The following is a 25,025-nucleotide window of genomic DNA, read 5'->3' on the forward strand; positions in this document are numbered from 1 at the left end:
CTCAGGACGGCCCGTCATCGCGCAGGCGGCGCTCTGCAAAGACCCAGCGATCGAGCACAAGAAGGTTAAGCGCTGGGATGGCCAAGGAAGTGAGGAGAACGGGAACGGCAAGCGGCAGGCCGAATGTCACCGTCAGCAGGTACGGTGCCGCGTAAGCCATAGCGAGGCCAGCAATGGTCAGCAACACGAAACGCGGCGCCTGCGACCGGTGCGAGCCGGCCGACATGAAGGTGAAGGATTTGTGCGCCAGATAGGAAAACAGGGCGGCGGCCGCGTAAGCGGCGAGCGAGGCTTCGACGGGCGCGAGCCCGAGCCAGTTCGATCGGGCAAAGATTGTAGTCAGGACGGCATAGAGGATTGTGGCGACAAGGCCGACCGAAGCGAAGCGCCCTAGGAGCTTCGTGCCGGCGACGCGACGATTCTCAGGCGCGGGCGACACAGGCATACTGCGCTCCGAGCGGCAGCCAAGCGAGCGCGCCTTCCAGCTTCCGGGCAAGCGGCTTGGCCGACGGCAGGAGCAGAAAATGCTCGCAGTGCACGTCGCGGAAGCCCGCCTGCTCAAGCAGCGATGCCGCCTTGCCAGCGCGAAGCAGGACGGCGTCCTTGTCGAACGGACATCTCAACACCGCCATACGGGTCAGCGGGTTGTAGGGATTGTGCTCGATGATGCAGCCAAGTCCGCCTCGCCGAACGACGCGCCGCATCTCGCGGAAGAAATCCAGCCACGACGCAGGCGGCACGTGGTGGACGACGCAACTGGCGAAGGCCAGGTCGAACATGCCATCCGCGTAAGGCAGGCGTGAGGTGTTGCACACGCTGTACGCGACGTGCGGGTTCTCAGCGCTGGCACGCGCGAGTGATTCCTTCGACACGTCGCAGCCGTCGAGTCGATCGAAGACATCGGCGAGATGCGGATGAAGCGAGCCCACGCCGCAACCGACATCGAGCGCGCGCACGCCTGCGCCGCCCCGCCGGAGGTCCTGCTCGAGGACCAGTCGTCGCAGAAGCTCGGCCTTGGCACGCAGGAAGAAATCATGGCGCAGCCCGGAGAACCGGATCGAGCCCTCGACTGCCTCACTGTAGCTGGACCTATAGCTGTCGAAGAGTTCGGACATCCGCCGTGACCCCGTTCCTGGACTTGCGAAACGAAGCGCGCTTGTCGCGGGAGGCGACGCGCATCGGCCGGTCGAAGCCACTCAGCCTTTCGATAACGTAGAGCGGGCGCCGTTTGACCTCGGCATGGATGCTGCCGACGTAAAGGCCCATCACGCCGGTCATGAAAAGATTGATGCCGATTAGCAGCGACACGATCACCACCGTCGATGTCCAGCCGGCAATCACGCCGGTTTCGAGGATCCAGGCCGCGATGGCGTATGCGCCGAACGCCAGGGCGAGAGCGGAGATGGCCAACCCGGTCAACAGCACCAGTTGCAGAGGCCGCTCCGAAAAGCCGATGATGCCATGGATGGCAAGCCGCATCATCTTCCAGAACGGGTATTTGGTTTCACCAAGCGTCCGCGCCGGGCGCTCGAACGGCACCGCCGCCTGCTTGAAACCCATCCAGCCGAACATGCCCCTGACGAAGCGGTCGTGCTCCGGCATGCGCTTGAACGTGTCCAGCGCCTTCCGGCCGACGAGGCGGAAGTCGCCGACATCGCGCGGGATCTCGACCGGTGTCATCCTCTCCAGCAGCCGATAGAACAGGCTGGCGGTGACGCGCTTGAACCAGGTTTCGCCCTTGCGGCTGACGCGCCTTGCGTAGACGATCTCGAAGCCGTCCTTCCACTTCGCCACCAGGTCGAGAACGACCTCGGGGGGATCCTGCAGGTCAGCGTCCATGACGATGACGGCCTCGCCGGAGGCCGCTTCCATGCCGGCGCTGATGGCGATCTGGTGGCCGAAGTTGCGGGAGAGCTCGATCAGGCGGAAGCTCGGTTCGGCGGCGACCATGCCGCGCAAATAGCTCACGCTTCGATCGCTGCTTCCGTCGTCGACGAAGATGACTTCGGTGTCTCCGTCCAGTTTTGCGGTCAGTGCGCTGATCCGCTCGACCAGCCGGGGCAACACCTCCTCCTCATTGTATATCGGCAGCACCAATGAGTAGCGTAGGGACGGTGCCCGCGTCCGGATCCGCTGGACAGATTCTTGCATGGGATTGCAATGGAACACCGGCCAGAAAGTTCCATAAGCAGGCGCTAATTGCGGAAGAAATGGCGCTGTTCCTCGCCAAAAAAGGCGCGCAACGTTCGGTTGAAATCTAACCCGGTACCGACAGAAGTCCTTGGATCGAGGATTTTGATGCCCATCTTTTTCAGGCGGATGGAGCGCCACCAGATCGCGAAAGATCGGCGCTGCATCGTGCGCCGATCTCGGCGTTCCTGCGGCGCAAAACCTTTCTTGAGATGCCCCGTGACGAACCTGGGCTCTCCAAGAGCCGGATTTTAGTTTAGGGAAGGTGTCCAATTCGTCTGCGCCCCGTGTGCACGGACGCATCGGAAACCGGAAAAACGGCCCGTCCCGTGGGGAAAAGACCACACACGACGTGGCCCAACATTTTTGAAACAACAAAAAATGTCGAAGTATCAAGATTTCAGAATAGCCATAGCACCAATGATGGACTGGACGGACCGGCATTGCCGGTTCTTTCACCGTCAGCTGACGCGTCGCACGTTGCTCTACACGGAAATGGTGGTGGCGGACGCAGTCATCCATGGCGCACGCGAGCGCCTGCTCGGCTTCGACGGTGCCGAGCATCCGGTTGCGCTTCAGCTTGGCGGTTCGGATCCGCGAAAGCTTGCCGAAGCGGCGGTGATCGGCGAGGCGTTCGGTTACGACGAAATCAATCTTAATGTCGGCTGTCCGTCCGACCGCGTCCAGTCGGGCACTTTCGGCGCCTGCCTGATGAAGACGCCGGTGCTGGTCGCCGAATGCATCGCGGCGATGAAGGCGGCGGTGAGAATCCCCGTTACGGTCAAATGCCGCATCGGCGTCGATGACCAGGACCCCGAACCCGCTCTCGACACGCTCGCAGACGGCGTGCTGACGGCCGGCGCCGATGCGCTCTGGGTGCACGCCCGCAAGGCGTGGCTGGAGGGGCTTAGTCCCAAGGAAAACCGCGAGATCCCGCCGCTCGACTATCCGCGCGTCTATCGGCTCAAGGCCAGGATGGCGAACCAATTCATCGGCATCAACGGCGGCATTCAATCCCTTGACGAGGCAGAGGCGCACCTCGCTTATGTCGACGGCGCCATGCTCGGCCGCGCGGCCTATCATACGCCCGGCATCCTCACCGGCATCGATGCCACATTTTACGGCGAGGCGCCGGTCGCTTTCGACTACGCGGCGCTGATGGACGCCATGGCCGCTTACGCCGCGCGCCACATCGAGAAGGGCGGACGGCTCGGCCATGTCACGCGCCATATGGTCGGGCTGTTCCACGGTCTCCCGGGCGCGCGCCGCTACCGGCAGATTTTGTCCACCGACGCCAACAGACCCGGCGCCGGGCCAGAGGTGCTGAAGACGGCGTTCGCGGCAATAGATTTCGTGGCGGCGGAAACCAAAGCCGCTTGAGGCGGATCGGGCGGCTAGAGCGTTTCACCGGCGAACCGCTCCATCTGTTTGTTTTGGACGCAATCGGGAAATCTAGTCGCGCAGGATCATCCGGTCACCGCGCACCTCGAAGCCCGACAGCGAGCCGATGAAGTTCATGCCGAGCAGGCTTTGCTCGAGCATGCCGGGCGCCGCGACCATCACCGGCATATCCTTGCGCACGATGCCGCCGATCGCCATCTCGTCGGTCCTGACCGTTGCCGCACGCGCCATGCCGTTGGCGGTCGAGACGTCCACGGTGTAGCTGAGCGCCGCTGGGTTGAAGCCGGCCGCCTGGGCGTCCTCCGCCGTAAGCACCGTGCTGGTCGCGCCGGTGTCGACCACCGTGCGCACCGGCCTGCCGTTGACGAGGATTCGCGCCTCGAAATGGCCATTGCCGGCCTTGTCGAGCGTCACGGTGGCGCGGCCATTGTCGACGCCCAACGCCAAGGGGCTTCCCGGAACAAGGCCGGCGGTGACGCGGCTGACAACATCCTGCAGCTCGTAGCGGTACTGGTAGCCGGCGATCAGCGCCAGCACGATTGCCGCCCAGACGCCGAAGTTGCGCGCCATGTCACCGAGCGGCCGGCCAGAGCGAATGAGGCTGGCGCCGATTACCGCCACCAGGACTCCAACCCAGATCAACCTGCTGAAATCGTTGTTCTCGATGCCAAAGGTGCGGCCGGCGGAATCATTCATCATCAGCAGGATCAAGCCGGCGCCGATCACCAGCATGACGACCCAGAACAGGCGATTCATGGCCAGCCCTTTCTTGCAGCCAGCTCTTTCACAACACGCCGCGCTCGCGCGCCATGCGGGCGCGCCGCGTCTCGCGGCGGGGCCGGCGTTCGACCGTCTCCAGCCGCGCCGGCAACTCGGCCATGACTGCACGCCGGACTTCCGGCGTCATCGCGATCCACCCGGCGATCTCATCGCGCGTGCGGCCGCAACCGAAACAGAAGCCGGTTTTCATATCGATGGAACAGACGAGTATGCAGGGAGACTCGATGGCGGTCATGCTGTTCTCTTGCCTTCACTCCACATGGTGCAACCGCAACGCCAATGCAAGCCCTTCGCGATGCGCCGTCGACCGGCGCTTTCGCGGCATTGCCGGGCGGTTGTGCCAGGCGGTGAAGGCGGCTATGCCGCTGGCTGTTCCTGCAAAGAGACCGCATTCGATATGACCGCAAAGCCTTTCGACGATTTCCGCACTCTGCTGGCAACGCTGGCGCCGGCGGACGCCGCCGCCGAAACCCGCGTTCGCACCCTGTTTGCCAAGGCCGACAAGCCGAAAGCTTCGCTTGGCCGGATTGAAGATGTCGCGGCATGGCTCGCCGCTTGGAGCGGGCGTGCGCCGCCGGCCGTCAATCGTCCGCTTGTGGCGATCTTTGCCGGCAACCACGGTGCCGTTCGGCATGGCATTTCGCCGCGGCCGGTTTCGGCGACCGGCAATGCCGTCGAACTCTGCGCCGCCGGAGGTGCAGCGATCAATCAGATCTGCATCGCCAACGATCTCGGCCTGAAGGTCTTCGACCTGGCGCTGGATATTCCGACCGGGGACATCACGGAAGAAGCGGCCCTCGATGAGCGCGGCTGCGCCGCCACCATGGCCTTCGGCATGGAAGCGGTCGCGGGCGGCGCCGATCTTCTTTGTCTTGGCGATCTGGGCGTCGGCAATTCAACCATCGCGGCCGCGCTCAGCGCTGCCCTCTTCGGCGGCAAGGGGTCCGACTGGGTTGGACCTGGATCGGGGGCGGACACGGCGATGATGGCGCGCAAGGCCGAAGCGGTCGACCGGGCGCTTGCTTTCCACGGCGCCGGCCTCGGCGATCCGCTCGAAGCCTTGCGCCGCGTCGGCGGGCGCGAGTTCGCGGCAATCTGCGGCGCCATTCTCGCAGCCCGCATGCAGAAGATTCCTGTGCTGCTCGACGGGTTCGTCGCGACGGCTGCCGCCGCGGTTCTGCACAAAGCCGATCCTTCCGCGATCGACCACTGCCTGCTCGCCAGCCTGTCGCCGGAGCCGGGCCAAGCCAAAGTCGCCGAACGGCTTGGGCTCGAGCCACTGCTCGATCTTGCTGTCAGTCACGGCGAAGGAGTTGGGGCTGGACTTGCCGCCGGTCTCGTCAAGGCCGCGGCGCTCACGAGCTCCGGTATGGCGGCGGCGGTTCGGGTCCAACCGGCGCCCCGGAGCTAACGCCGGCGGGCGGCGACAGCCTTGGTCGGCAGCGCGGGCAATTCCTCCATCACTCGGCTCAGCGGGAAGATGGCGATAGCCTCGGTGCCTTCGCGCAGCTTGGAGTGCAGATCGAACTCGCCGCCATGCATGTCGAGCAGACCCTGCACGATCGGCAGTCCGAGGCCCGTTCCCTGTTCGGCGCTCTTGATGGCGATCGAGCCCTGGCCGAAGGCGGAAAGCACCACTGGGATTTCCTCTTCCGGAATGCCGGGACCGTTGTCCTTGACCGAGATGTACTGACCGCCGCCCGCCGTCCAGCCGACGCGCACACGCACTTCGCCACCCGACGGCGTGAACTTGATGGCATTGGACAGCAGATTGAGCGCGATCTGCCGGATGGCACGCTCGTCGCCGAACAGGCGCGGCAGCGCGGTCTCGAACTCCTGGATGACGCGGATGTCCTTGTTGCGGGCTCTCAGTTCCATCATATGGCAGCAATCTTCGACGATCGTCACCAGCGCCACCGGCTCCTCGTTGAGCTGGTAGCGGCCGGCCTCGATGCGCGACAGGTCGAGGATCTCATTGATCAGATCGAGCAGATGCTGGCCGGATTCGTGCACATCACGCGCGTAATCACGATAGGTCGGGTTGTTCATCGGCCCGAGCACTTCATTGGCCATCACTTCGGAGAAACCGAGGATGGCGTTGAGCGGCGTCCGGAGCTCATGGCTCATCGAGGCGAGGAAGCGCGACTTCGCCAGATTGGCGTCCTCGGCGCGCCGCCTGGCCTCGTCGGACATGGATTTGGCAGTCTCCACCTCGGCGATCAGCGCGTCCTTCTCGGAGCGGAAGGAGAGCAGCATCCAGGATGACTGGTTGAGATGGCGCGCGACGTAGCCGAAGAAGGGCAGGGCAGCGACCAGAAGCGCCGCCATGATCCCTTCGATCGGCATCCACAGGCGCAGGACGGCATAGACATAGACCGCGACGGGAACTGCGAAGGTCGCCAGCAGCGCGCCGCCCAGGGACGATGCCATCACCGCAGTCGTCGCCATGGCGACCAGGAGCGCCATGGCCTTGACAACATGGAACTGGTCGACCTGGCATATGGCGCAGTCCAGCCAGGCGAACCAGGCCCAGCCGAGGCCGCAAAGCGAATGGCCGATCAGGAAATCGCGGCGCGTCTGCACCGGGTCGAGCTCGGCCGCCTCCGTGCGCTCGACGCGTCGCGCCATGAAGGTGACGATGGCGTAGCAAAGCAGCGTGAAGAGAGCCCAGACGGCGACCTGGTTGCCCAGGCCCGCGAAGCGGCCGACGGCCGCTACTACAAGCACAAGCAGAGGAATCGCCGCCGCACTGACCACCATGGCGCGTGCATGCAGCTTGAGCAGCTCGCGGTCGAAATCGAGGCTGCCGGCCTGCTGCGAAAGACGGTCACGCGTCCTGCGCACCGCGCGCGCCACATCGCTGTTGCGATGCGGTTTCCTGCGGTCCACAATGAATTTGTCCGCTGTGTCCGAGCGTAGCAAAGGCATGCAAGTTCAATTTCTGCGCGCAGCGATTTTCAGTTCGTTAAGCTACGTTCGAATGATTAAGAGACTGTTTGCCATATGAGCCGTTCCTGGTCGCGAAGACCGCGCCGGCGCTATGTTCCGCGGCCTCCGCGAAGCCTTTTGCGCAGGCTTCTGGATTACGGGCTGGCCGTGGTCCTGCTTGGCCTGTCCATCCTGGTGGCGGCGCGGCTCGACCGGTTCGAGATGCGACAGGAGCAAGGCACGGCCATCGTCAAGGACGGTGATTCGATCACGCTTGGCGCCGAGCGCATCCGCATGCGCGGCATCGACGCGCCGGAATACACACAGACGTGCCGCAAGGACGGAGCCGACTATGCCTGCGGCAAGCTCGCGCGGCAGTCGCTGGTGCGGCTGATCGCCGACAGGCCGGTCTCCTGCACCGGCTGGCAGCGCGACCGCTACGGCCGGTTGCTCGGCGACTGCAAGGCGGGCGACACGCACCTCAACCGCGCGCAGGTACAGTCCGGATGGGCCGTCGCCTTCGGCGACTTCGAAACCGAGGAGGCCGTCGCCCGGGCTGCCAAGGTGGGCATCTGGGCTGGCTCCTTCGATCAGCCGCAGGACTGGCGCGACAGCCATCACAATCAACCCGTCGAAAGGAAGCACGGCGCACTGGCTTCGCTCGGCGATGCGTTGCGTGAGCTTGTTCGTTTCTGGTGATGCCCGCTTCGGGGGATGCTCTGTTTGCCAACATGTGGTCTTGCCAAACCGCTATGCAGTTTTGGGCGACATGCATTGCAGCGCGCCCTAAGATTGGCATGAACATCGGAGACTGGAATGAAGCTGTTCGATGGCGGCCGGGCGCCCAACCCCAGGCGGGTTCGGGTTTTCCTGGCTGAAAAGGGGCTAGCCGTCCCTTTGGTGCCCGTGGACATGGGCGCGCTGGAGCATCGCAAGGAGCCGGTGGCGTCGCGCAATGCGCTGCGGCGGCTGCCCGTGCTCGAACTCGACGACGGGACCATCATCACCGAATCCATCGCCATCTGCCGTTATTTCGAGGAGTTGCATCCCGAGCCCGCCCTGTTCGGAACAGGCGCGCTCGGCAAGGCCATGGTGGAGATGTGGCAAAGGCGTCTGGAGCTAAACCTGATGAGCTGCGTGGCCGCCGCGTTCCGGCACATCCATCCGGCAATGAAGGAATGGGAGGTGCCGCAGATCCCGGAATGGGGCGAGGCCAACAAGCCGAAGGCCATCGAGTTCCTGCATCTCCTCGACCGGGAGTTGGCGGATAGGGAATTTGCCGCCGGCGACACCTATTCGGTCGCCGACATCACCGGGCTGATCGCCATCGATTTCATGAAGCCGGCACGCATCAAGGTGCCTGAGGAATGCGGGAACGTGCTGCGCTGGCACGCAGCGCTCTCCAGCCGGCCAAGCGCTGCTGCTTGAGGCTTGTTTTTGGAGAACCCGCCGGACATGAGCGAAGCGCTGGAGAGCCTTGCCGCCAAGGTGCGGGCTTGCCGCATCTGTGTCGAGCAGCCGCGCGGCCGGCCCCTGCCGCATCAGCCGCGCCCGGTGCTTGTGCCTTCGTCGAAGGCCCGCATCCTGCTTGCCGGCCAGGCGCCGGGCACGAAAGTCCACATCTCGGGCATGCCGTTCACCGACGCTTCCGGGGATCGCTTGAGGAACTGGCTCGGCGTCACCCCCGACGAGTTCTACGACGCGGAAAAATTCGCCATCGTGCCGATGGGTTTCTGCTTTCCGGGCCAGGACACCAAGGGCGCCGACCTGCCGCCGCGGCGCGAATGCGCCACCGCCTGGCGCGCCGATCTGATGGCGCTGATGCCGCAGATCGATCTGGTGCTGACGATCGGCGGTTATGCGCAGTCCTGGCACATGGGCACGGCGCGTGGGCCGTCGCTGACGGAAACGGTCAGAAACTGGCGCGCTGTCTGGGATGCTGCAGCCGGGCCGAAAGTGCTGCCGCTGCCGCATCCGTCATGGCGAAACACCGGCTGGCTGAAGAAGAATCCGTGGTTTGAAATGGATTTGCTGCCATTCCTGCGCTCGGAAATCCGCTATCGCCTCAATTAGGCATCTTGCAAGAAATCACTCGCTTTTGCCGGTGTCGGCAGAATTTCTTTCTTGTGAAAGGGCCTGATAAAAAGGATTATAGCCAAACTATTCCGCTGGAGCCTTCCCATGGACCGCCTAGACAGAAAAATTCTTCGCCTCCTGCAGGAGGACGCGACGCTTGCGGTCGCCGATGTCGCCAAGAAAGTCGGCCTGTCGACCACGCCGTGCTGGCGGCGCATCCAGAAGCTCGAGGAAGAGGGCGTCATCAAGCGGCGCGTGGCCATTCTCGACCATGAGAAGGTCAATGTGCGCGTCACCGTCTTCGTTTCGATCCGCACCAATTCGCACAGCCATGAATGGCTGCGGCGCTTCTCCGAGGTCATCCAGGAATTTCCGGAGGTGGTCGAGTTCTACCGCATGAGCGGCGACGTCGACTACCTCTTGCGCGTCGTGGTGCCCGACATTGCCGCCTACGACGCCTTCTACAAGCGGCTGATCGCCAAGATCGAGATCCGCGACGTGTCGTCCTCCTTTGCCATGGAGCAGATCAAGTACACGACCGAGATCCCGCTCGACTACATGATCCTGGACAAGGAGTCGGGGGCCAACGCGGCCTGAGCACGGCGCTCGCGCTTCCCGCTATGCGCGAAGTTGCGAGACCTAGTTCTTCTTTTTGTTGAGGAAATTCCACGGCGAGTTGACCGGGAGCGTGACGGCGTCCGGCACGCTGTCGACATCAGCCACCTCGGCCTTGCGCACGGTATAGCCGGACTGCACGATCAAGACGCCGTCCAGGATGAAGAGTTGGCTCTTCTCCATGCCGGGCTTCAGCACGCCGGTGACGGAGACCGGCTGGTATGCCTCCGCCATCCTGTAAGGATGCGCCGGCGTTACCAGCACGATCTGGTTCGGCGGCGGCGTCGGCATGTGGCTGCAGGCGCCGGTCCAAGGCACCAGCAGGAACTGGTAGACGAGGTCGCCCTCGCGATCGACCGGCAAGGCGTAGCCGGACAATTGAACGGTCTTGTCCTGCAGATTGAGCGACAGTGTCTCACCGTGATCGGGCAGTTTTGCCGCGATCATCGGCAGGTTGGCGTCCTCGGCGACCGCCTGCGTCGCCGGGCGCAAGTCTTTCCAGAAGATATGCGCGACGTCGGCCGCGGCGTCGGCTCTCGCGGTGGCGAGCATAAGCACGATCGCCAGCGTCGCGCTTGATCTGAAACGCCTGCTCATGGTCGTCATCCTCCGCCCGTCCCATTTCCGAAGCGAGTAAAAGCGTCGTGAGCTTACTTCGCTGAGATCACAGTCGTGTGGTCGCGAGCCGTTCGAGCTGTTTGACATCGACATCGGAAAGTTCCTTCACCGCGTCCTTGCCGATCCAGCGTGCCGTCTTGTCGGACGACGCCGCCAGTTTCTCGGCCAGCGCAAGGGCAGGGGCGTGCAGCGCCACCGACCGCTTGCCGATCTGCCGCAGCGCCCAGTTCACCGCCTTGCGGACGAAGTTGCGCGGATCGCCCGCATGCGTCTCGATCAGCGGCAGAGCAGCGAGGAAGCTCGCGTCCGGCTCCTTCTTCAGATGCACCGCCGCCCAGGCCAGCATGGCAAAGGCGGTGCGGCGGACAAACTCGCGCTCGTCCTTGGCGAATTCCTCGACCAGCTCACGCCAGAACGGTGTTTGGGCGAACAGGTCGGCAACGGTATCGACAATCTCCCAACTGTCGAAATCGGCGGCCCAGCGCCGGCATTGACCGATGTCGAGCTTCTTCGGCTCGCCGGTGAAAGCGGCCATCAATCGCGCTTCGCGAATGTCGGTGTCCCACAAGAGCAGCGACCGTTCATGGTTCTTCTTCAGCTTGCGCGCCAGCGGCCGCAGATCGGAATTGCCGACGCCGAGCGCGGTTCTCGTGTTGATGCCGAATCGCGCCATGCCGGCGCGGTTTTTCTCGCTGCCGATCGAACGCAGATGGGCGACGATCTCGTCGGCGCTCCAGCTCGGATCGGGCAGGACCATCGCCGTCTATTTTTCCAGGCGGGCGAGCAGCGAGGACGTGTCCCAGCGCCTGCCGCCCATGTCCTGCACGTCCTTGTAGAACTGGTCGACCAGCGCGGTCACCGGCAGCTTGGCGCCGTTGCGGTTGGCTTCGGCGAGGCAGATGCCGAGATCCTTGCGCATCCAGTCGACGGCGAAGCCGAAGTCATATTTTCCGGCGTTCATCGTCTTGTGGCGGTTCTCCATCTGCCAGGAGCCGGCAGCGCCCTTGGAGATCACCTCGATGACCTTCTCAATGTCGAGCCCGGCCTTCTTGCCGAAATGGATGCCTTCGGCCAGCCCTTGGACGAGGCCGGCAATGGCAATCTGGTTGATCATCTTGGTGAGCTGCCCGGCGCCCGCGGGTCCCATCAGCCCGACCATGCGGGCATAGGCATCGATGACCGGCCTGGCCTTGTCGAAGGCGGCCTGCTCGCCGCCGACCATGACGGTCAGCACGCCATTCTCGGCGCCCGCCTGGCCGCCCGACACCGGCGCATCGAGGAAGGAAAAGCCGGCCTTGTCGGCGGCTTCGGCCAATTCGCGCGCGACTTCGGCCGAGGCTGTCGTGTTGTCGATGAAGACCGAGCCCGTCTTCATGGCGGCGAAGGCGCCGCTCGCGCCTGTCGTCACCGAGCGCAGGTCGTCGTCATTGCCGACGCAGGAGAAGACGAAATCCTTGCCTTCGGCCGCCTCGGCCGGTGTCAGCGCCAGTCTGCCGCCATGCTGGGCGACCCATTGTTCGGCCTTGGCGGTCGTGCGGTTATAGACGGTGATGTCGTGGCCGCCCTTGTTCCTGAGGTGCCCGGCCATCGGATAGCCCATGACGCCAAGACCGAGAAATGCAACCGATGCCATAAGCCTGCCTTCCAACAAAACAGAGGTTTCAGTGGCGGAAGGTCTAGGCTATGCGAAATTTTCGTCAAGGCGCGCAAAGCCGCATCGAGTGGTGCAGGCCCGTCCGCTGACGACGCTCTATCGTTTGAGGTGAATGGTGATCCGGCGTTCGATCCATTCGACGCCGTGACGCAGGATCTCGACCAGCACCAGGTAGACGATCGCCACCCAGATATAGGCCTGGATGTCGAAGGATTTTGCGTAGGCGAGCTTCGCGTTGCCCATCAGGTCGTAGACGGTGATGATGGCGACGATCGCGGAAGCCTTGATCATCAGGATGAGCTCGTTGCCGTAAGGCCGCAGCGCCACGATGATCGCCTGCGGCATGATCACCTTGCGCAGCGTCTGCAGCTTGTGCAGGCCAAGCGACGCCGCGCCTTCCCACTGGCCCCGCGGAACGCTTTCGATGGCGCCGCGCAGGATCTCGGCCTGGTAGGCGGCGGTGTTGAGCGAAAAGGCAAAGACGCCGCAGTAGAACGCCTCGCGGAAGAACCACCATAGTCCGACGGTTTGCAGCTCGGGGCGGAACGAGCCGATGCCGTAATAGACGAGGTAGGTCTGCACGAGCAGCGGGGTGCCGCGGAAGAAGTAGACGTAGCAATAAGCCAATCCGGAAAGGATGCGGTTCTTGGACATCCGGCCGTAGGCAACCGGCAACGAGAGAATAGCGCCCGCCACCATCGAAACGGAGACCAGCGACAGGGTGGTTGCGAGCCCCTGCAGATAGGCCGGCGCGTATCTGGCGAAGAAATCGGCGTTCCAGGCGTGGACCAGATAGGCCACGATGCCGATGCCGAAAAGGCTCCAGAGGCCGACCAGCGCGTAGCCTATGATGCGCACCCGCGGCCAGCCGCGAGCCCGGGGCGGTGGCCTGTCAACCGCAATAGCCTGGCTGACGCTCATCGAGCCTCCCTGCGCCCGAGCGAGCGCTGGATATAGCCGGTGGCGACCGAGGACAGGATGGCCAGCACAAGGAAGACCAGCGCCGCGACACTGTAGAAGAGGAAGGAATGCTTGGTGACGCGCGCCGCGACACCAGCATTGCGCAGGGTTTCCGCTAGATTGACGACCGACACCAGCGAGGTGTCCTTGAGCAGGCTGAGCCAGCAATTCTCCAGACCCGGGAAGGCGATGCGCAGCAGCTGCGGCAGGATCACCAGGCGCATCGTCTGCCATTTCGAAAGGCCAATGGCGTAGCCGCCCTCATACTGGCCCTTGGGAATGGCGCGAAAGGCGGAGAGAAAGACTTCGCTGGCGTAGGAGGAGAAGATCAGCGCCAGCACGATCATGCCCGCAATGAAGCTGTTCACGTCGATTGTCGCCTCGGGCTCGAACAGGCGGACGACATATTGCAGCAGCAGCGGCATGCCGAAGAAGAACAGGAACAGCGTGACCAGTTCGGGCAGGCCGCGAAAAACAGTGGTGTAGATGTTGGCCGCGAGCCGGAGCGCGGGCTCTTCGTGCTGCTTGGCGAAGGCGACGAAGAACCCGATCGCCAGGCCTATCGGCAATGTCGCAAGCGCCAGCGCAACCGTGACCAGCACACCAGACGCAATGTCGTCACTCCAGCCATCCGGTCCCCAACTGAGAAGTGTCCAAATGCTTTGGGCTGGCATTGGCGGGGCGTGTCTCCGTGGCGATCCCGGAATGGAGGAAGGGCGGCGAGGTGATCCTCACCGCCCTGAGCGCAAATGATCAGGACTCGGCGCCGTAGACGTCGAACTTGAAGTACTTGTCGTTGATTTCCTTGTACTTTCCATTCTTGCGGATAGCGTCGATCGCGGAATTCAGCTTGTTGACCAGGTCGGTCTCGCCCTTACGCACGGCAATGCCGGCGCCCGGTCCGAAAATCTCGACCGGCTGCGGCGAGGGCTGGCCGAGGATCTTGCAGCAGGCGCCGTCGGGCGAATCCAGCCACTGCTGCAGCACGACGATGTCGTCCTCGATGGCGTCGAGACGGCCATTGGCGAGGTCGGCCTGTTCCTCGGGGCTGCTCGGATAGCCCTTGATCGTGCTGTCGGTGTAGGTCTTCGAGGCATAGTTGAAGTGGGTCGTCGTGGTGGCGACGCCGATCGTCTTGCCGGCGAGGTCTTCCTTGGTCACGCCCTTGAGCGGCGAATCCTTCGGCACGGCGATCGCCGACGGCGTGTTGTAATATTTGTGGGTGAAGTCGACCTTTTCCTGGCGCTCTGGCGTGATCGACATGGAAGCGACGATGGCGTCGAACTTGCCGGCCTGGAGCGCCGGGATGATGCCGTCCCAATCCTGCGCGACGAAGGTGCACTTCACCTTCATTTCGTCGCAGAGGGCCTTGGCGATGTCGATGTCGAAGCCGACCAGCTGGCCATCCGAGGTCAGGTTGTTGAAGGGCGGGTACGCGCCTTCGGTGCCGATCCTCAGGGTCTTTTCCTGAGCCTGGGCAACGCCAAGTGTCAGCAGCGCGGCCGAAGCGGCAAGCGCGATACGCAGTGCAATACGCATGATAATCCTCTCATATTGTCATGGCCGCTGTCCCGTGCGGCTCTTGTGGGCGGAGCCTTTTTGACCGCCCGCTGCGCGGGATACTCCCACTCTTTGCAAGAAAAAAGCAACTGCAAAAACAACAGCAAACGGCAATCGCCGTGTGCCGCTGCGTTACTTGGCTGGACTGACGAGACCGGTCGCGCGCTCGATAAAATCGGCTATCGATTTCGTATCGTCGAGGTTGAAGACGGGCAGCTTTTCGCCTTCGACCGGAAAGTCGGCGGCGACAGCCACGATGTTCGGGTCGTTGATCGAAAGCGGCGTCCGGTCCTTGGCCTCCAGCCGTCTCGCTTCGATCTTTTGGTGTGCTTCGCGCTTGTAGCCTTCGACCAGCACGATGTCCGAGGGCGCCAGCCGCGCCAGGATGTCGTCCAGCGTCGGCTCGTCCTGGTTGCGCAGTTCGTGCATCAATGCCCAGCGCCGGCCGGAGACGACCGCGACCTCCATCGCGCCGGCCTGGCGGTGGCGGAAACTGTCTGTGCCGGGCTTGTCGATGTCGAAGTCATGATGGGCATGCTTGACCGTCGAGACCGTCCAGCCGCGCCGAACCAGTTCGGCGACCAGCTTTTCGGTCAGGGTCGTCTTGCCGGAGTTCTTCCAGCCGGTGATGCCGAACACGCGTCTCATGGCTCAAGGCTTTGCAACAGACGCTCGGCCTCCGCAAGATCGTCGGGCGTGTTGATGTTGAAGAACGGGTCGATCCGCTCGCCTCCGGCTTCGAGCATCGGAAACTCCACCTCGACAAAAACATGCCGCTCCATGAAGGCCGAGACCCGTCGATTTTCCTCCTCAACCAGGAAATGGCGCAGGGCATCGCGCAGGCCGAGCGGCCAGAGTGCGAAGGTCGGGTGCCACCTGCCGTCGGAACTGGCGACCGCGATCGCGCCCGGCCGTGCCCGAGCGGCAACGGCCAATCGCTCGACGAGATCGCCAGGGAAGAACGGCGTGTCGCCGGCCGCACTGACCAGCGACCGGTAGCCCGTGTCCGCTGCCGCCCATTCAAGGCCGGTGAGGATGCCGGCGAGCGGGCCGGCATGGCCCTCTATCGTATCGGCAAGCACCGGAAGGTTGGTGCCAGCAAACCGTGCCGGATCGCCGTTGGCGTTGAGCGCCAGCGTGGCGACCTGCAGTGTGAGACGCGCGGCGACATGCTCGATCAGCCTGACCTTGCCCAGCGAAAGCAGCGTCTTGTCGCCGCCGCCCATCCGGCGCGACTGGCCTCCCGCCAGGATGATGCCTGCAACGCTTCGGTCCATCGGGACTATATGCCGTCCGGCGCCATGTGGGGTCCAGCGCTTTCGGCGGCAGGCTGGCGCCTGCCGACGACACGCTCGCGGTAGAGCGCGTAGAGGCCGGAGCCGATGATGATCGCGGCGCCGACGATCATCGGCAGGTCGGGGATATCGCCGAAGATGACGAGGCCGAGCACTATCGACCACAGCAGCGCCGTATAGCGGAAGGGCGCGATGAAGGAGATGTCGCCCGAGCGCATCGCCATGATGATGAACTGATAGCCGATGAGCACGAGCACGGCGGCCAGCGCCAGCAGCGCCGTCGCCTTGGCGGTCATGGGCGTCCAGCCGCCCATCGGCGGGAGCAGCAGCGCACCCAGGATCGTCATGGCCAGCGCAGTCGCGGTCGATACCAGCATGGTCGGGATCGCTTGCGGGATGCGCTTGGTGGCGAGATCGCGCACCGCGCAGCAGCCGACGCTCGCCAGCGCCAGCAACGAATAGGCGCTGAAACCCTCGAAGCCCGGCCGCACGATGATCAGCACGCCGGCAAAGCCGACGGCAATGGCGAGCCAGCGGCGCCAGCCGACGCCCTCGCCGAAGAACAGTGCGGCGCCCATCGTCACGGCCAGCGGCAGCGCCTGCAGAACGGCGGAGACGTTGGCGATCGGCAAATGGGCAAGGGCGATCAGGAACGACACGGTCGCGCCGGCTTCGCCGGCGACGCGCAACGCGACCATCGGCTGCAGCATGGCGCGCGGATCAGCAAGCGCGCCGCGCCGCCAGGCGAGCAGACCGACGATGAGCGAGGCGAAGGCGCCACGCACCAGCATTACCTGCGCCATGTTCATCGATTCGGATGAGAATTTGGTGATCGCGTCGTTCAAGGTGAAGCCGATCATGGCCACGACCATGAACAGTGCGCCGCGAAGATTTGGCGAAAGAGGCAAGGGCGCTTCCGGGTTATGTTCTCTCGCAAGCGTCTAACAGCCAGCGGCAAGACAGCAACGTCAAAGAAATGGGCCACAGGAGGTTCCTGCGGCCCTCAATATCGGCTGCAATCCCGGAGCGATTATTTCGGTGTCAGCGTCTCGGTGCCGTTGCCGTTCTGGCCGGCGATGGTCCACAGCCCGTGCAACGAGCCGTCCTTCTCCACCTTGTAGACGACGAGGCCGATTTCCTTGCCCATCACATAGCCGGCGGAAAAGGCATCATCGTTGCGCATGCAAATGCCGTCGGAGGACGAGCCGCCGGTTTCCCAATGGATCGTGCAGGTTGTGTCGCTGGTCAGTGTGATGGTTGCCTCGCCGCCATATTTCGATCCGTCGAAATTGGTGCCGGCGACAGTGTAGGTGCCACCGATCGACTGAGCGGCCGCAGGCACCAAGGCAATCCCGAGCATTGCAAGCGAAGCCAAGAATTTGCGCATGAGAATTCCCCCTGAATGCGAAAATCGCTTCATGAGGCTAGGCCGGAACAAGTCGGCGGTAAATCGGGTGGAAGTCGGCGCGGATGGTTTATTTCCAGTGCGCCGAGCGCAGCTCAAGGGCCGCGCAGGCTGGCGGCGATCGCCCCGGTCAGCGGATCGTATTTCGCCTTAAGCGAGGAAGGATACTCGATCCAGACGGTGCGGATGACACCATCCTTTCCGAACAGGCGCCGTTCGTAGAAGACCTTGTCGCCCTTGACGCCAGAAACCACCGCCCAATTCTTCCCGGACTTGCTGTAAGTGATCTTGTAGCCCGGCCCGGTGTTTGCCTTTTCGTCGGCGACGAAGCCCTTCGGAGTGTCGTTGTCGATGTTATAAATGCCCGAGCAGGTCAGGCTGGCGCCGTCGGGCGCGCTCCATTGCTGCCCATCGCCGTTTTCTGGCTCGGGCAAGCGGTCGCTGAAAATCTCGTCGGGAAAGGTGCAGGACGTGCCGAAGCGCGCATTGACGTAGGTGAACGGCTTTGCGATTGCCGCTGTCGTCGCAATCGTCAGCAATGAGAAGGCGATCACCAAAGGCGCGCCCTGGACGAGATGAACACACTTCATGATGCCCCCAAGGTCCGTGACCGAGGGTGATCCTGCACCAAATCGGAGAAAAAATCAGCCGCCGGTGACGCTCATATGGCGCGATACCGAGGGTCGGCTGGTGCGGCGGTCGATGACGAAATCATGGCCCTTCGGCTTGCGCCCGATCGCCTCGTCTATGGCCTCGCCGACCAGCTCATTGCCTTCGGAGGCGCGCAGCGGCGCTCTCAGGTCGGCGGCGTCCTCCTGGCCGAGGCACATATAGAGCGTGCCGGTGCAAGTCAGCCGGACGCGGTTGCAGCTTTCGCAGAAATTATGCGTCATCGGGGTGATGAAACCGAGCCGACCGCCGGTCTCGGCGACCTGGACATAGCGGGCAGGGCCGCCGGTCTTATAAGGAATGTCGGTCAGCGTGAACTGGCGCTCAAGCGAGGCGCGCAGCAGCGACAGCGGCAGATACTGGTCCGTGCGGTCGGCGTCGATCTCGCCCATCGGCATGGTCTCGATGACCGTCAGATCCATGCCGCGACCATGCGCCCAGCGCAGCATCTCCGGTATTTCAGCGTCGTTGAAGTCGCGCAGCGCCACGGCATTGAGCTTGACCTTCAGGCCCGCCGCTTGCGCGGCGTCGATGCCTTCCATGACCTTGCCGAGATTGCCCCAGCGGGTGATCTGGCGGAATTTGTCGGCGTCGAGCGTGTCAAGCGAGACGTTGATGCGCTTCACGCCGCAGTCGGCGAGCTCGGCGGCAAAGCGCGACAGCTGCGAGCCGTTGGTGGTGAGCGTCAGCTCTTCCAGCGCGCCGCTCTCAAGATGCCGCGACAGCTGGCGAACCAGGTGCATGATGTTCTTGCGCACCAGCGGCTCGCCGCCGGTCAGCCTCAGCTTCCTGACGCCCTTTTCGATGAAAACGCTGCAGAGCCGGTCGAGCTCCTCGAGCGAGAGCAGATCCTTCTTGGGCAAAAAGGTCATGTCCTCGGCCATGCAATAGGTGCAACGGAAATCGCAGCGGTCGGTAACCGACACGCGCAGATAGCTGATCGTGCGACCGAAGGGGTCGATCATGTCCATTGCAAGCGCTTCCGTGGCCTGAGCAGCGTCGTTATATACGGCTATGTGATACGATCCAACCGCGCATTCAAGATAGAAGCTCTCGATCTTTGGTAACATTCCCCGACCGACATTCTCTGTCGGCTGCCTTCTATCACCTTTTCGCACTGCGCGAACCGGCGTAGGGAAGGGCGCAACGCATATAGGAAGAAACATGACGGCGCCGAAGGAACTCAGGGTCTCGAAGGACCGCAAGCTGCTCACCGTGACCTTTGCCGGGCATCAGCCGTTCGAACTGCCGGCGGAGTTCTTGCGCGTGGCCTCGCCTTCTGCCGAGGTGCAGGGCCATTCGCCGGATCAGCGCGTGACTGTGCCCGGCAAGCGCAATGTCGCGATTCTTAAGATCGCGCCGGTCGGCAATTACGCGGTGCGCATCACCTTCGACGATTTCCACGACACCGGCATCTTCACCTGGAACTATCTTCACACGCTCGGGCATGAAAAGGACGAGCGCTGGAACGCCTACCTCGCCGAGCTGGCCGAGAAGGGGCTCAGCCGCGACCGCTAGCCTGGCGCCAAGACGTTTGACTGGGTGTCGTCAAAGCGTCATGGACATAGAGTAGCGCCGGCAAAAGGTCAGGAGGCTGAAAAGATGTCGCTCATCACATCGGTCGAACAGCTCGAAGCCCTCTACGGCCTGCCTGGCGAGGCCTCGGTCGTCAAGGAGCTTGACCATGTGATCCCCGAATATGCAGCCTTCATTGAAGCCTCGCCTTTCGTGGCGCTGGCGACCTGCGGGCCGGAGGGGCTGGACTGCTCGCCGCGCGGCGATCTCGCCGGCTTCGTGCGCCTCCTGGACGAAAAAACGCTGATGATGCCCGACAGGCGCGGCAACAACCGCGCCGATTCGCTAAAGAACATCATTCGCGATCCGCGCGTCGGGCTGCTCTTCCTTGTGCCGGGCTCCGGCACGACGCTGCGCGTCAACGGCCGCGCCCATATCACAGCCGATGCCGAGCTTTGCGCGTCCTTCATGGTCGATGGCAAGCCGGCTGGGTCGGTCACCGTTGTCGCCGTCGACGCGGTCTATTTCCAGTGCGCACGCGCCATCGTGCGCTCGGAGCTCTGGAACCCGGCAAAGCATGTCGACCCGAAGTCGCTGCCGACGCCCGGCCAGATCCTCGAGATCACCAGCCGCAGAAATATCAATGGCGCCGCATATGACAAGGAATGGCCGGAGCGGGCAAAGCAGACCATGTGGTAGCGGCCTCGAGAGCGCCCGGTCAGGCCTCCTTCAGGACATCGGCGATCTTGCGCATCTGCTCGCCGATCATGTCGCACTGCTCCGGCGTCGACTGGCTCATCGCCTTCTCGATGAGCGCCATATGTACTTTCAGCGCCCGCATCAGCAGGGCCTCGCCGGCTTCGGTGAGGTTCAACCGCAGCACGCGTTTGTCCTTTTCGTCGCCTTCGCGCCGCAACAGGCCGCGGGCTTCCAGTTGCGGCAACAGCATCGTGATGTTCGAGCGGCCGACCAAGAGCTTGCGGGCAAGGTCGTGCTGCGACATCCCGGGATGACGGTAGAGGTTCATCAGCACGTCGAGCTGCGCCGGTTTGAGATCGAGCGGCGCGAGCTTCACCGCCAGCGTGCGCTCCAGCACATGGCAGGCGCGCGCCACCGCAACCCAGTTGCGAAAGCGCGGATTGTCCCAGGGCAGCTCTTGCTTAATGTTCATGTTTGAACTATTATGTTCATGCTTGAACGAATGGTTGGACCGACACTATGGCATCATTTGGATTGAAGGTCATCCGAGGCGTCTTCGGCGCGGCCGAGCATGTCGCGCCGCGTCTCAGTGGCCGCGCCGCGTTCGAATTGTTCTGCCGCACGGCAAACGTCAAGGCCTTGAGCGATGGCGAGCGCCGCGCAGTCGAGCGCGCTGCGGGTTTCATGGCCGAGGCGCGCCATCACCGGCTGAAGACGAAGGCGGATTGCGTTGCGGTGCATGAGTTCCGGCCGGGGCCGGGCAGGGGCTCCCGCGGCACCGTGCTTGTCATCCATGGCTGGCGCTCGCGCACCGAATATATGCGAACTCTGATCGATGGGTTTCGCGACGCCGGCTACAAGGTGGTCTCGCTTGACCTGCCGGGCCACGGCCATTCGCTCGGGCGACATCTCAATATGGTGACCGCGGTCGACGCCGTGCGAGTCGCAGGCGAATGGTTCGGCCCGTTTGCCGCTGCCGTCGGCCATTCCTTCGGCGGCGCCGTCGCCGCCAATGCGGTTGCCGCTTCGGTGAAAGGCATGCCGCCGCTTGCGGCCGAGAAACTGGTTCTAATCGCGGCGCCGAGCTCGCTGCCGGCGATCTTCGACGATTTCAGCCACCGGCTCAATGTCGGGCCGCGCTCCCGGGTCGCCATGGCGGATCGGGTGAAGCATTTGTCGGGACGGCCGCTCAGCGATTTCACGGGCGACCGCCAGCTCGCCGAGGCTCCGGTGCCGACGCTGATCATTCATGCGCCGGACGACCGCGAAGTCCATGCCGATCACGCAAAACGATATGCGGGAGCCGGCGATCATGTGAGCTTGCATTGGGCCGAAGGGCTTGGCCACCGCCGCATCCTTGCCGACAAGGACGTGGTCGCGCGCGCCGTGGGCTTCGTCGCCGAGGAACGCCAACCGGCGCTGCATTGAAAATTAATTCGGGAGGGGCCTGCTGGCGTCTTCCGTCCGTAGTTGCGAATGGCTCAGTCGGCCTTCTTCTTCTGCCCTGGCTCGACCGGCAGGCCGGCAGCCTTCCAGGCTGTGTAGCCGCCAAGGATGTGTTTGACCGGCGCGAGACCCATGTCCTGCGCCGTCTTGGTCGCCAGCGCCGAACGCCAGCCGCCGGCGCAGAAGAAGACGAAGGTCTTGCCGGAGGCGAAGAACGGCTTGTGGTAAGGGCTTTCGGGGTCGATCCAGAATTCGAGCATACCGCGCGTTACATGCTTGGCGCCGGGAATTTTGCCGTCGCGCTCGACCTCGCGGGGGTCGCGCAAATCGACGAAGATGGTGCCGTCATCCTCCAGCAGCCCGGCCGCTTCCTCAGGCGAAACCACCTCGATCTCGGCATTCGCTTCGTCGAGAAGTTCGCGATATCCCTTCTTCACTGCGCATCCTCCAGGCCATGGCTCGCGCCCGCCGGAATTTCGATCACAAAGACTGCTGTTTGTCACGGGCCGATGTTTGTCAGGAGGGAAGGTCGGCCATGGTCGCCAAGGCCGCACAGCGCCAACGCCTGATTGTTACCGAGGCGTCTGAAACCGGGAGCCGCCCTGCCGCATTGTGTCTCACACGGATGTGAAACTGTTCTGCAACACAGTCGCGAAAATTTATGGAAGCTTAACGGAATCAGTATGAATCGGTACAGTCGCGCATTACATCCGCCATGCGGAGGGCGGGACCGTCTAGCGGCGCGGAACGGGAAACCGGTTTCAACCGGTGCGGGTGAAGCATGAAAATCCTCGGGAACAAAATGGCCGTCATGCCGATCGCGATCGCGACGGCGCTTGCCTTCGGCCAGCAGCCGGCGAGCGCGCAGGGGCTGTTCGACATGCTGTTCGGCGGCGGCATCCGGCACAATTCCCAAGGAGAATTTCCGCCGCCGCCGAAGCCGCGCAAGGTGCAGCCTGGCACAGGCGGTAGCGTCAGGATCAGCAGCCCGACCTACAATACCTACAGGGCCGACAAGCTTGTGCGCGTCGACTTCAAGTCGCTGCTGCCCGCTCCGCCGCCCGCGACCGCGCAAGATGCTGCCTTTGTGCCCTCCGTAACCGGAAGCGCGTTCCGCGACGCGCTGGCGGGCCTGAGCGATTATGAACTCTTTGCCGAGTCCGATATCGCCAAGGCGCTCATCGCCTACTATTCGGCCAATCCGGATTTCATCTGGGTGACAGGGGATGCACCCAACAGCAGGGCGCAGGATGCCGTGCGGGTGCTTGGCGGAGCGGCGAGCTATGGCCTGACGCCTGCCGATTATTCCGTCGATGTTCCTGCGGCGGCCACGAATGCCGCCTTGCCCGAAGCGCGGACCAAGGAACTGGTTCGCTTCGAGATGGCGCTATCGGCGCGCGTGCTGCGCTACGCCCATGACGCCCAGAGCGGCCGAGTCGATCCGAACCGCATGACCGGCTATTACGATTTTCCGGGCAAGCCGCTCGATCTCGAAGGCGTGCTGAAGACGCTGGCGCACACGCAAGAGGTGCGCACCTATCTCGAATCGCGGCACCCGCAGAACCCTGAATATCAGGCGCTGCGCGTCGAGTTGGAGTCGCTCCAGGCAAGCGAGGAGAACGAGATCGTCGTCGATCCGAAGCTGCTCCTGAAGCCCGGTGAAAGCAGCCCGGAACTGCCCAAGCTTTTGACTTTGATCGCGCGCAACCTCGATGACGAGATGGGCGGTGACTTTGGCGAGACCCTCGCCCGGCTCGGCAAGAGCGAGCTTTACGGTCCTGACCTGGTGCCGGTGATCAAGGCGGTGCAGAAGCGGGCCGGCATGAAGGGCGACGGCGTCATCGGCCCGCGCACCGTCGCCTCGCTCGCCGGAACGTCCAAGGCGGACAAGGTCGAGAAGGTCATGGCGGCGCTTGAAGAGCTGCGCTGGCTCCCCTCCGATCTTGGCAGCCCGCGCGTCTTCATCAACCAGCCGGCCTTCACCGCAAGCTACATCGACAACGGCGAGGAGAAGCTGAAGACCCGCGTGGTCATCGGCAAGGTCACCAACCAGACCGCATTTTTCTACAACCAGATCAAGCAGGTCGACTTCCACCCCTATTGGGGCGTGCCGCAGTCGATCATCGTCAACGAGATGCTGCCGAGGCTGCGCAGCGATCCGGGCTATCTGGACCGCGCCGGCTATGAGGTGACGGATTTCAGCGGCAGGCGAGTTCCCTCTGCGGCGGTGGACTGGGGCGCCTACGGTGCCAAAATCCCGTTCAGCGTGCGCCAGCAGCCGAGCGAGGCCAATGCGCTTGGCGAGTTGAAGATCCTCTTCCCCAACAAGCACGCCATCTACATGCACGACACGCCGCAGAAGTCGTTCTTCGGGCGCGACATGCGCGCGCTGAGCCATGGCTGCATACGCCTGCAGGATCCGCGCGGCATGGCGGCCGCTGTGCTCGGCACGTCGGTCGACGACATCGCCGAGAAGCTGAAGCATGGTCATTCGACCGAGAATGTCACGCGCGTCATCCCGGTCTATGTCGCCTATTTCACCGCTTGGCCGGACATGTCCGGCAAGGTCGAATATTTCGACGACGTCTACGATCGCGATTCGAAGCTGATGCAGGCGCTGGATGCGACCGAAGCGGTGCGCGCACCGTCAACCTAAGCGCTCGATGAGCGGCCGCCTGAAACCGGCATCACGTCCGGCAATGAGCCAATAAACGAAACCGGCCACCAGCCCGGCCGCGACGATGATGCCAAGGTCGGCCCAGCGTTCCGGATCGTGCGGCGCGCCCGGCGAGAGCAGCATGAAACCGGCGGCCGCAACCACGCCGCCGAACAGCATATGCAGCCAGAAGCTCCGCAACGAGAAGACCTCGGCAATAAGCGCAAAGATCAGAGTCTGCATGCCGGTCGCCACGATCGTCAGGAAATAGACGAACATGCCAAGCGGCGGCACGACCAGCACGGCGACGGGCGTGAACTGCATCAGCTCGAAATAGCTTGGGGCGTTGGGCAGCGAGCTCAGCGCTGCATAGATCGCGACCAACGCGACCAATCCGACGAGCACCGCGATCAGATAGCCGGCGAGCACCATCAGGATGCGCTTTAGAACGTAGCCAACCATTCCCATGCACACCCGTGCCCGCAATCATGGCGCGCAGTCAGCCATCAAACGTGCATCGACGCAAGTCTCGGATAGGGAGGCGCCGGCCCAGCTGCG

30 protein-coding genes and 1 pseudogene are annotated in these 25,025 nt (G+C 63.5%); 10 read left to right on the forward strand and 21 right to left on the reverse strand.

The window, feature by feature from the left end:
* Position 1: 1 nt before the first annotated feature.
* From P9217_RS22275 to P9217_RS22285, 3 genes are read right to left on the reverse strand one after another with little or no spacing between them, the layout of a single operon-like run.
* Positions 2-445 carry a GtrA family protein gene (locus P9217_RS22275; RefSeq protein WP_127241036.1) on the reverse strand — a complete coding sequence of 148 codons (444 nt, stop codon included), beginning with the start codon at positions 443-445 and terminating at the stop codon, positions 2-4.
* Complete coding sequence (locus P9217_RS22280) at positions 423-1,115, reverse strand: class I SAM-dependent methyltransferase (RefSeq protein ID WP_278054382.1); 693 nt, start codon at positions 1,113-1,115, stop codon at positions 423-425. Before P9217_RS22280 ends, P9217_RS22275 begins: the two co-directional genes overlap by 23 nt.
* Complete coding sequence (locus P9217_RS22285) at positions 1,090-2,151, reverse strand: glycosyltransferase family 2 protein (RefSeq protein WP_095800741.1); 1,062 nt, start codon at positions 2,149-2,151, stop codon at positions 1,090-1,092. The genes P9217_RS22280 and P9217_RS22285 overlap by 26 nt, the downstream gene beginning before the upstream one ends.
* 420 nt (positions 2,152-2,571) lie before the next feature.
* On the opposite strand from P9217_RS22285, the gene dusA reads away from it, so the two are divergent.
* Positions 2,572-3,570, forward strand: a complete 999-nt coding sequence (gene dusA, locus P9217_RS22290) for a tRNA dihydrouridine(20/20a) synthase DusA (protein ID WP_278087531.1) — start codon at positions 2,572-2,574, stop codon at positions 3,568-3,570.
* Between the two features lie 72 nt (positions 3,571-3,642).
* On the opposite strand, the gene P9217_RS22295 is transcribed toward dusA, so the two are convergent.
* Together P9217_RS22295 and P9217_RS22300 are read right to left on the reverse strand one after the other, a co-directional pair.
* On the reverse strand, positions 3,643-4,347 hold the full coding sequence (locus P9217_RS22295; protein WP_127248261.1) for a TIGR02281 family clan AA aspartic protease: 705 nt from the start codon (positions 4,345-4,347) through the stop codon (positions 3,643-3,645).
* Positions 4,348-4,375: 28 nt separating this feature from the next.
* Positions 4,376-4,606, reverse strand: coding sequence for a DUF1289 domain-containing protein (locus tag P9217_RS22300; RefSeq protein ID WP_066992723.1), 231 nt, complete (start codon positions 4,604-4,606; stop codon positions 4,376-4,378).
* A gap of 162 nt (positions 4,607-4,768) precedes the next feature.
* On the opposite strand from P9217_RS22300, the gene P9217_RS22305 reads away from it, so the two are divergent.
* Complete coding sequence (locus P9217_RS22305) at positions 4,769-5,782, forward strand: nicotinate-nucleotide--dimethylbenzimidazole phosphoribosyltransferase (RefSeq protein ID WP_278087532.1); 1,014 nt, start codon at positions 4,769-4,771, stop codon at positions 5,780-5,782.
* On the opposite strand, the gene P9217_RS22310 is transcribed toward P9217_RS22305, so the two are convergent.
* On the reverse strand, positions 5,779-7,299 hold the full coding sequence (locus P9217_RS22310) for a HAMP domain-containing sensor histidine kinase (RefSeq protein WP_278087533.1): 1,521 nt from the start codon (positions 7,297-7,299) through the stop codon (positions 5,779-5,781). The genes P9217_RS22305 and P9217_RS22310 overlap by 4 nt on opposite strands.
* A 75-nt stretch (positions 7,300-7,374) precedes the next feature.
* On the opposite strand from P9217_RS22310, the gene P9217_RS22315 reads away from it, so the two are divergent.
* The 4 genes and pseudogenes from P9217_RS22315 (at position 7,375) to P9217_RS22330 (ending at position 9,972) form a co-directional block, all read left to right on the forward strand.
* Entirely contained in the window at positions 7,375-7,998 is a 624-nt protein-coding gene (locus P9217_RS22315) for a thermonuclease family protein (protein WP_127248258.1), read from the forward strand.
* 117 nt (positions 7,999-8,115) lie between these two features.
* On the forward strand, positions 8,116-8,727 hold the full coding sequence (locus P9217_RS22320; protein WP_095780510.1) for a glutathione S-transferase: 612 nt from the start codon (positions 8,116-8,118) through the stop codon (positions 8,725-8,727).
* Positions 8,667-9,372 (forward strand): annotated as a pseudogene (locus P9217_RS22325) (uracil-DNA glycosylase family protein). Before P9217_RS22320 ends, P9217_RS22325 begins: the two are co-directional and overlap by 61 nt.
* A 108-nt stretch (positions 9,373-9,480) precedes the next feature.
* Positions 9,481-9,972 carry an Lrp/AsnC family transcriptional regulator gene (locus tag P9217_RS22330; RefSeq protein WP_066992738.1) on the forward strand — a complete coding sequence of 164 codons (492 nt, stop codon included), beginning with the start codon at positions 9,481-9,483 and terminating at the stop codon, positions 9,970-9,972.
* Between the two features lie 42 nt (positions 9,973-10,014).
* On the opposite strand, the gene P9217_RS22335 is transcribed toward P9217_RS22330, so the two are convergent.
* The 12 genes from P9217_RS22335 to moaA form a co-directional block, all read right to left on the reverse strand.
* A complete protein-coding gene (locus tag P9217_RS22335; RefSeq protein WP_066992741.1) occupies positions 10,015-10,587 on the reverse strand; it encodes a DUF3299 domain-containing protein in 573 nt (190 codons plus the stop codon).
* Between the two features lie 67 nt (positions 10,588-10,654).
* Positions 10,655-11,365 (reverse strand): DNA alkylation repair protein, encoded by a 711-nt coding sequence (locus P9217_RS22340; RefSeq protein WP_278087534.1) that lies wholly within the window; start codon positions 11,363-11,365, stop codon positions 10,655-10,657.
* 6 nt (positions 11,366-11,371) lie between these two features.
* The gene (locus tag P9217_RS22345; protein WP_127325069.1) at positions 11,372-12,241 is read right to left on the reverse strand and encodes an NAD(P)-dependent oxidoreductase; all 870 of its coding nucleotides are present in this window, start codon (positions 12,239-12,241) and stop codon (positions 11,372-11,374) included.
* Positions 12,242-12,358: 117 nt separating this feature from the next.
* Entirely contained in the window at positions 12,359-13,183 is an 825-nt protein-coding gene (locus tag P9217_RS22350; protein WP_066992749.1) for an ABC transporter permease, read from the reverse strand.
* Entirely contained in the window at positions 13,180-13,896 is a 717-nt protein-coding gene (locus P9217_RS22355) for an ABC transporter permease (RefSeq protein WP_066992752.1), read from the reverse strand. Before P9217_RS22355 ends, P9217_RS22350 begins: the two co-directional genes overlap by 4 nt.
* Before the next feature lie 79 nt (positions 13,897-13,975).
* On the reverse strand, positions 13,976-14,761 hold the full coding sequence (locus tag P9217_RS22360) for an ABC transporter substrate-binding protein (RefSeq protein ID WP_066992755.1): 786 nt from the start codon (positions 14,759-14,761) through the stop codon (positions 13,976-13,978).
* A 153-nt stretch (positions 14,762-14,914) separates the two neighbouring features.
* Complete coding sequence (mobB, locus tag P9217_RS22365; protein ID WP_278087535.1) at positions 14,915-15,430, reverse strand: molybdopterin-guanine dinucleotide biosynthesis protein B; 516 nt, start codon at positions 15,428-15,430, stop codon at positions 14,915-14,917.
* Positions 15,427-16,059, reverse strand: a complete 633-nt coding sequence (mobA, locus tag P9217_RS22370; protein WP_278087536.1) for a molybdenum cofactor guanylyltransferase MobA — start codon at positions 16,057-16,059, stop codon at positions 15,427-15,429. Before mobA ends, mobB begins: the two co-directional genes overlap by 4 nt.
* A 5-nt stretch (positions 16,060-16,064) precedes the next feature.
* A complete protein-coding gene (locus tag P9217_RS22375) occupies positions 16,065-16,985 on the reverse strand; it encodes a DMT family transporter (protein ID WP_278088310.1) in 921 nt (306 codons plus the stop codon).
* 122 nt (positions 16,986-17,107) lie between these two features.
* Positions 17,108-17,464: a hypothetical protein gene (locus P9217_RS22380; RefSeq protein ID WP_067320009.1), complete on the reverse strand. Its 357-nt coding sequence runs from the start codon at positions 17,462-17,464 to the stop codon at positions 17,108-17,110.
* Between the two features lie 113 nt (positions 17,465-17,577).
* Positions 17,578-18,072 carry a hypothetical protein gene (locus tag P9217_RS22385; RefSeq protein ID WP_278087538.1) on the reverse strand — a complete coding sequence of 165 codons (495 nt, stop codon included), beginning with the start codon at positions 18,070-18,072 and terminating at the stop codon, positions 17,578-17,580.
* Positions 18,073-18,126: 54 nt separating this feature from the next.
* Complete coding sequence (gene moaA, locus P9217_RS22390; protein ID WP_095825398.1) at positions 18,127-19,122, reverse strand: GTP 3',8-cyclase MoaA; 996 nt, start codon at positions 19,120-19,122, stop codon at positions 18,127-18,129.
* A 193-nt stretch (positions 19,123-19,315) separates the two neighbouring features.
* Between moaA and P9217_RS22395 the strand changes: the two genes are divergently transcribed.
* Both P9217_RS22395 and P9217_RS22400 read left to right on the forward strand, forming a co-directional pair.
* Positions 19,316-19,669 carry a DUF971 domain-containing protein gene (locus P9217_RS22395; RefSeq protein WP_278087539.1) on the forward strand — a complete coding sequence of 118 codons (354 nt, stop codon included), beginning with the start codon at positions 19,316-19,318 and terminating at the stop codon, positions 19,667-19,669.
* A gap of 84 nt (positions 19,670-19,753) precedes the next feature.
* Positions 19,754-20,365, forward strand: coding sequence for a pyridoxamine 5'-phosphate oxidase family protein (locus P9217_RS22400; protein WP_278054402.1), 612 nt, complete (start codon positions 19,754-19,756; stop codon positions 20,363-20,365).
* 19 nt (positions 20,366-20,384) lie between these two features.
* Here P9217_RS22400 and P9217_RS22405 read toward each other — a convergent pair whose 3' ends face one another.
* The gene (locus tag P9217_RS22405) at positions 20,385-20,837 is read right to left on the reverse strand and encodes a MarR family transcriptional regulator (RefSeq protein WP_067320018.1); all 453 of its coding nucleotides are present in this window, start codon (positions 20,835-20,837) and stop codon (positions 20,385-20,387) included.
* Positions 20,838-20,884: 47 nt separating this feature from the next.
* Between P9217_RS22405 and P9217_RS22410 the strand changes: the two genes are divergently transcribed.
* Entirely contained in the window at positions 20,885-21,793 is a 909-nt protein-coding gene (locus P9217_RS22410; RefSeq protein ID WP_127325324.1) for an alpha/beta hydrolase, read from the forward strand.
* 53 nt (positions 21,794-21,846) lie between these two features.
* On the opposite strand, the gene P9217_RS22415 is transcribed toward P9217_RS22410, so the two are convergent.
* Positions 21,847-22,248 (reverse strand): rhodanese-like domain-containing protein, encoded by a 402-nt coding sequence (locus tag P9217_RS22415; protein ID WP_066989852.1) that lies wholly within the window; start codon positions 22,246-22,248, stop codon positions 21,847-21,849.
* Positions 22,249-22,592: 344 nt separating this feature from the next.
* Here P9217_RS22415 and P9217_RS22420 point away from each other — a divergent pair, with 344 nt between their 5' ends.
* Positions 22,593-24,467 carry a murein L,D-transpeptidase gene (locus tag P9217_RS22420; protein ID WP_278087540.1) on the forward strand — a complete coding sequence of 625 codons (1,875 nt, stop codon included), beginning with the start codon at positions 22,593-22,595 and terminating at the stop codon, positions 24,465-24,467.
* Here the strand turns inward: P9217_RS22420 and P9217_RS22425 are convergent.
* Positions 24,459-24,929 carry a hypothetical protein gene (locus tag P9217_RS22425; RefSeq protein WP_127248248.1) on the reverse strand — a complete coding sequence of 157 codons (471 nt, stop codon included), beginning with the start codon at positions 24,927-24,929 and terminating at the stop codon, positions 24,459-24,461. The genes P9217_RS22420 and P9217_RS22425 overlap by 9 nt on opposite strands.
* Between the last annotated feature and the right edge of the window lie 96 nt (positions 24,930-25,025).

The sequence above is a fragment of the Mesorhizobium sp. WSM4989 genome (assembly GCF_029625795.1).
GTDB lineage: Bacteria > Pseudomonadota > Alphaproteobacteria > Rhizobiales > Rhizobiaceae > Mesorhizobium.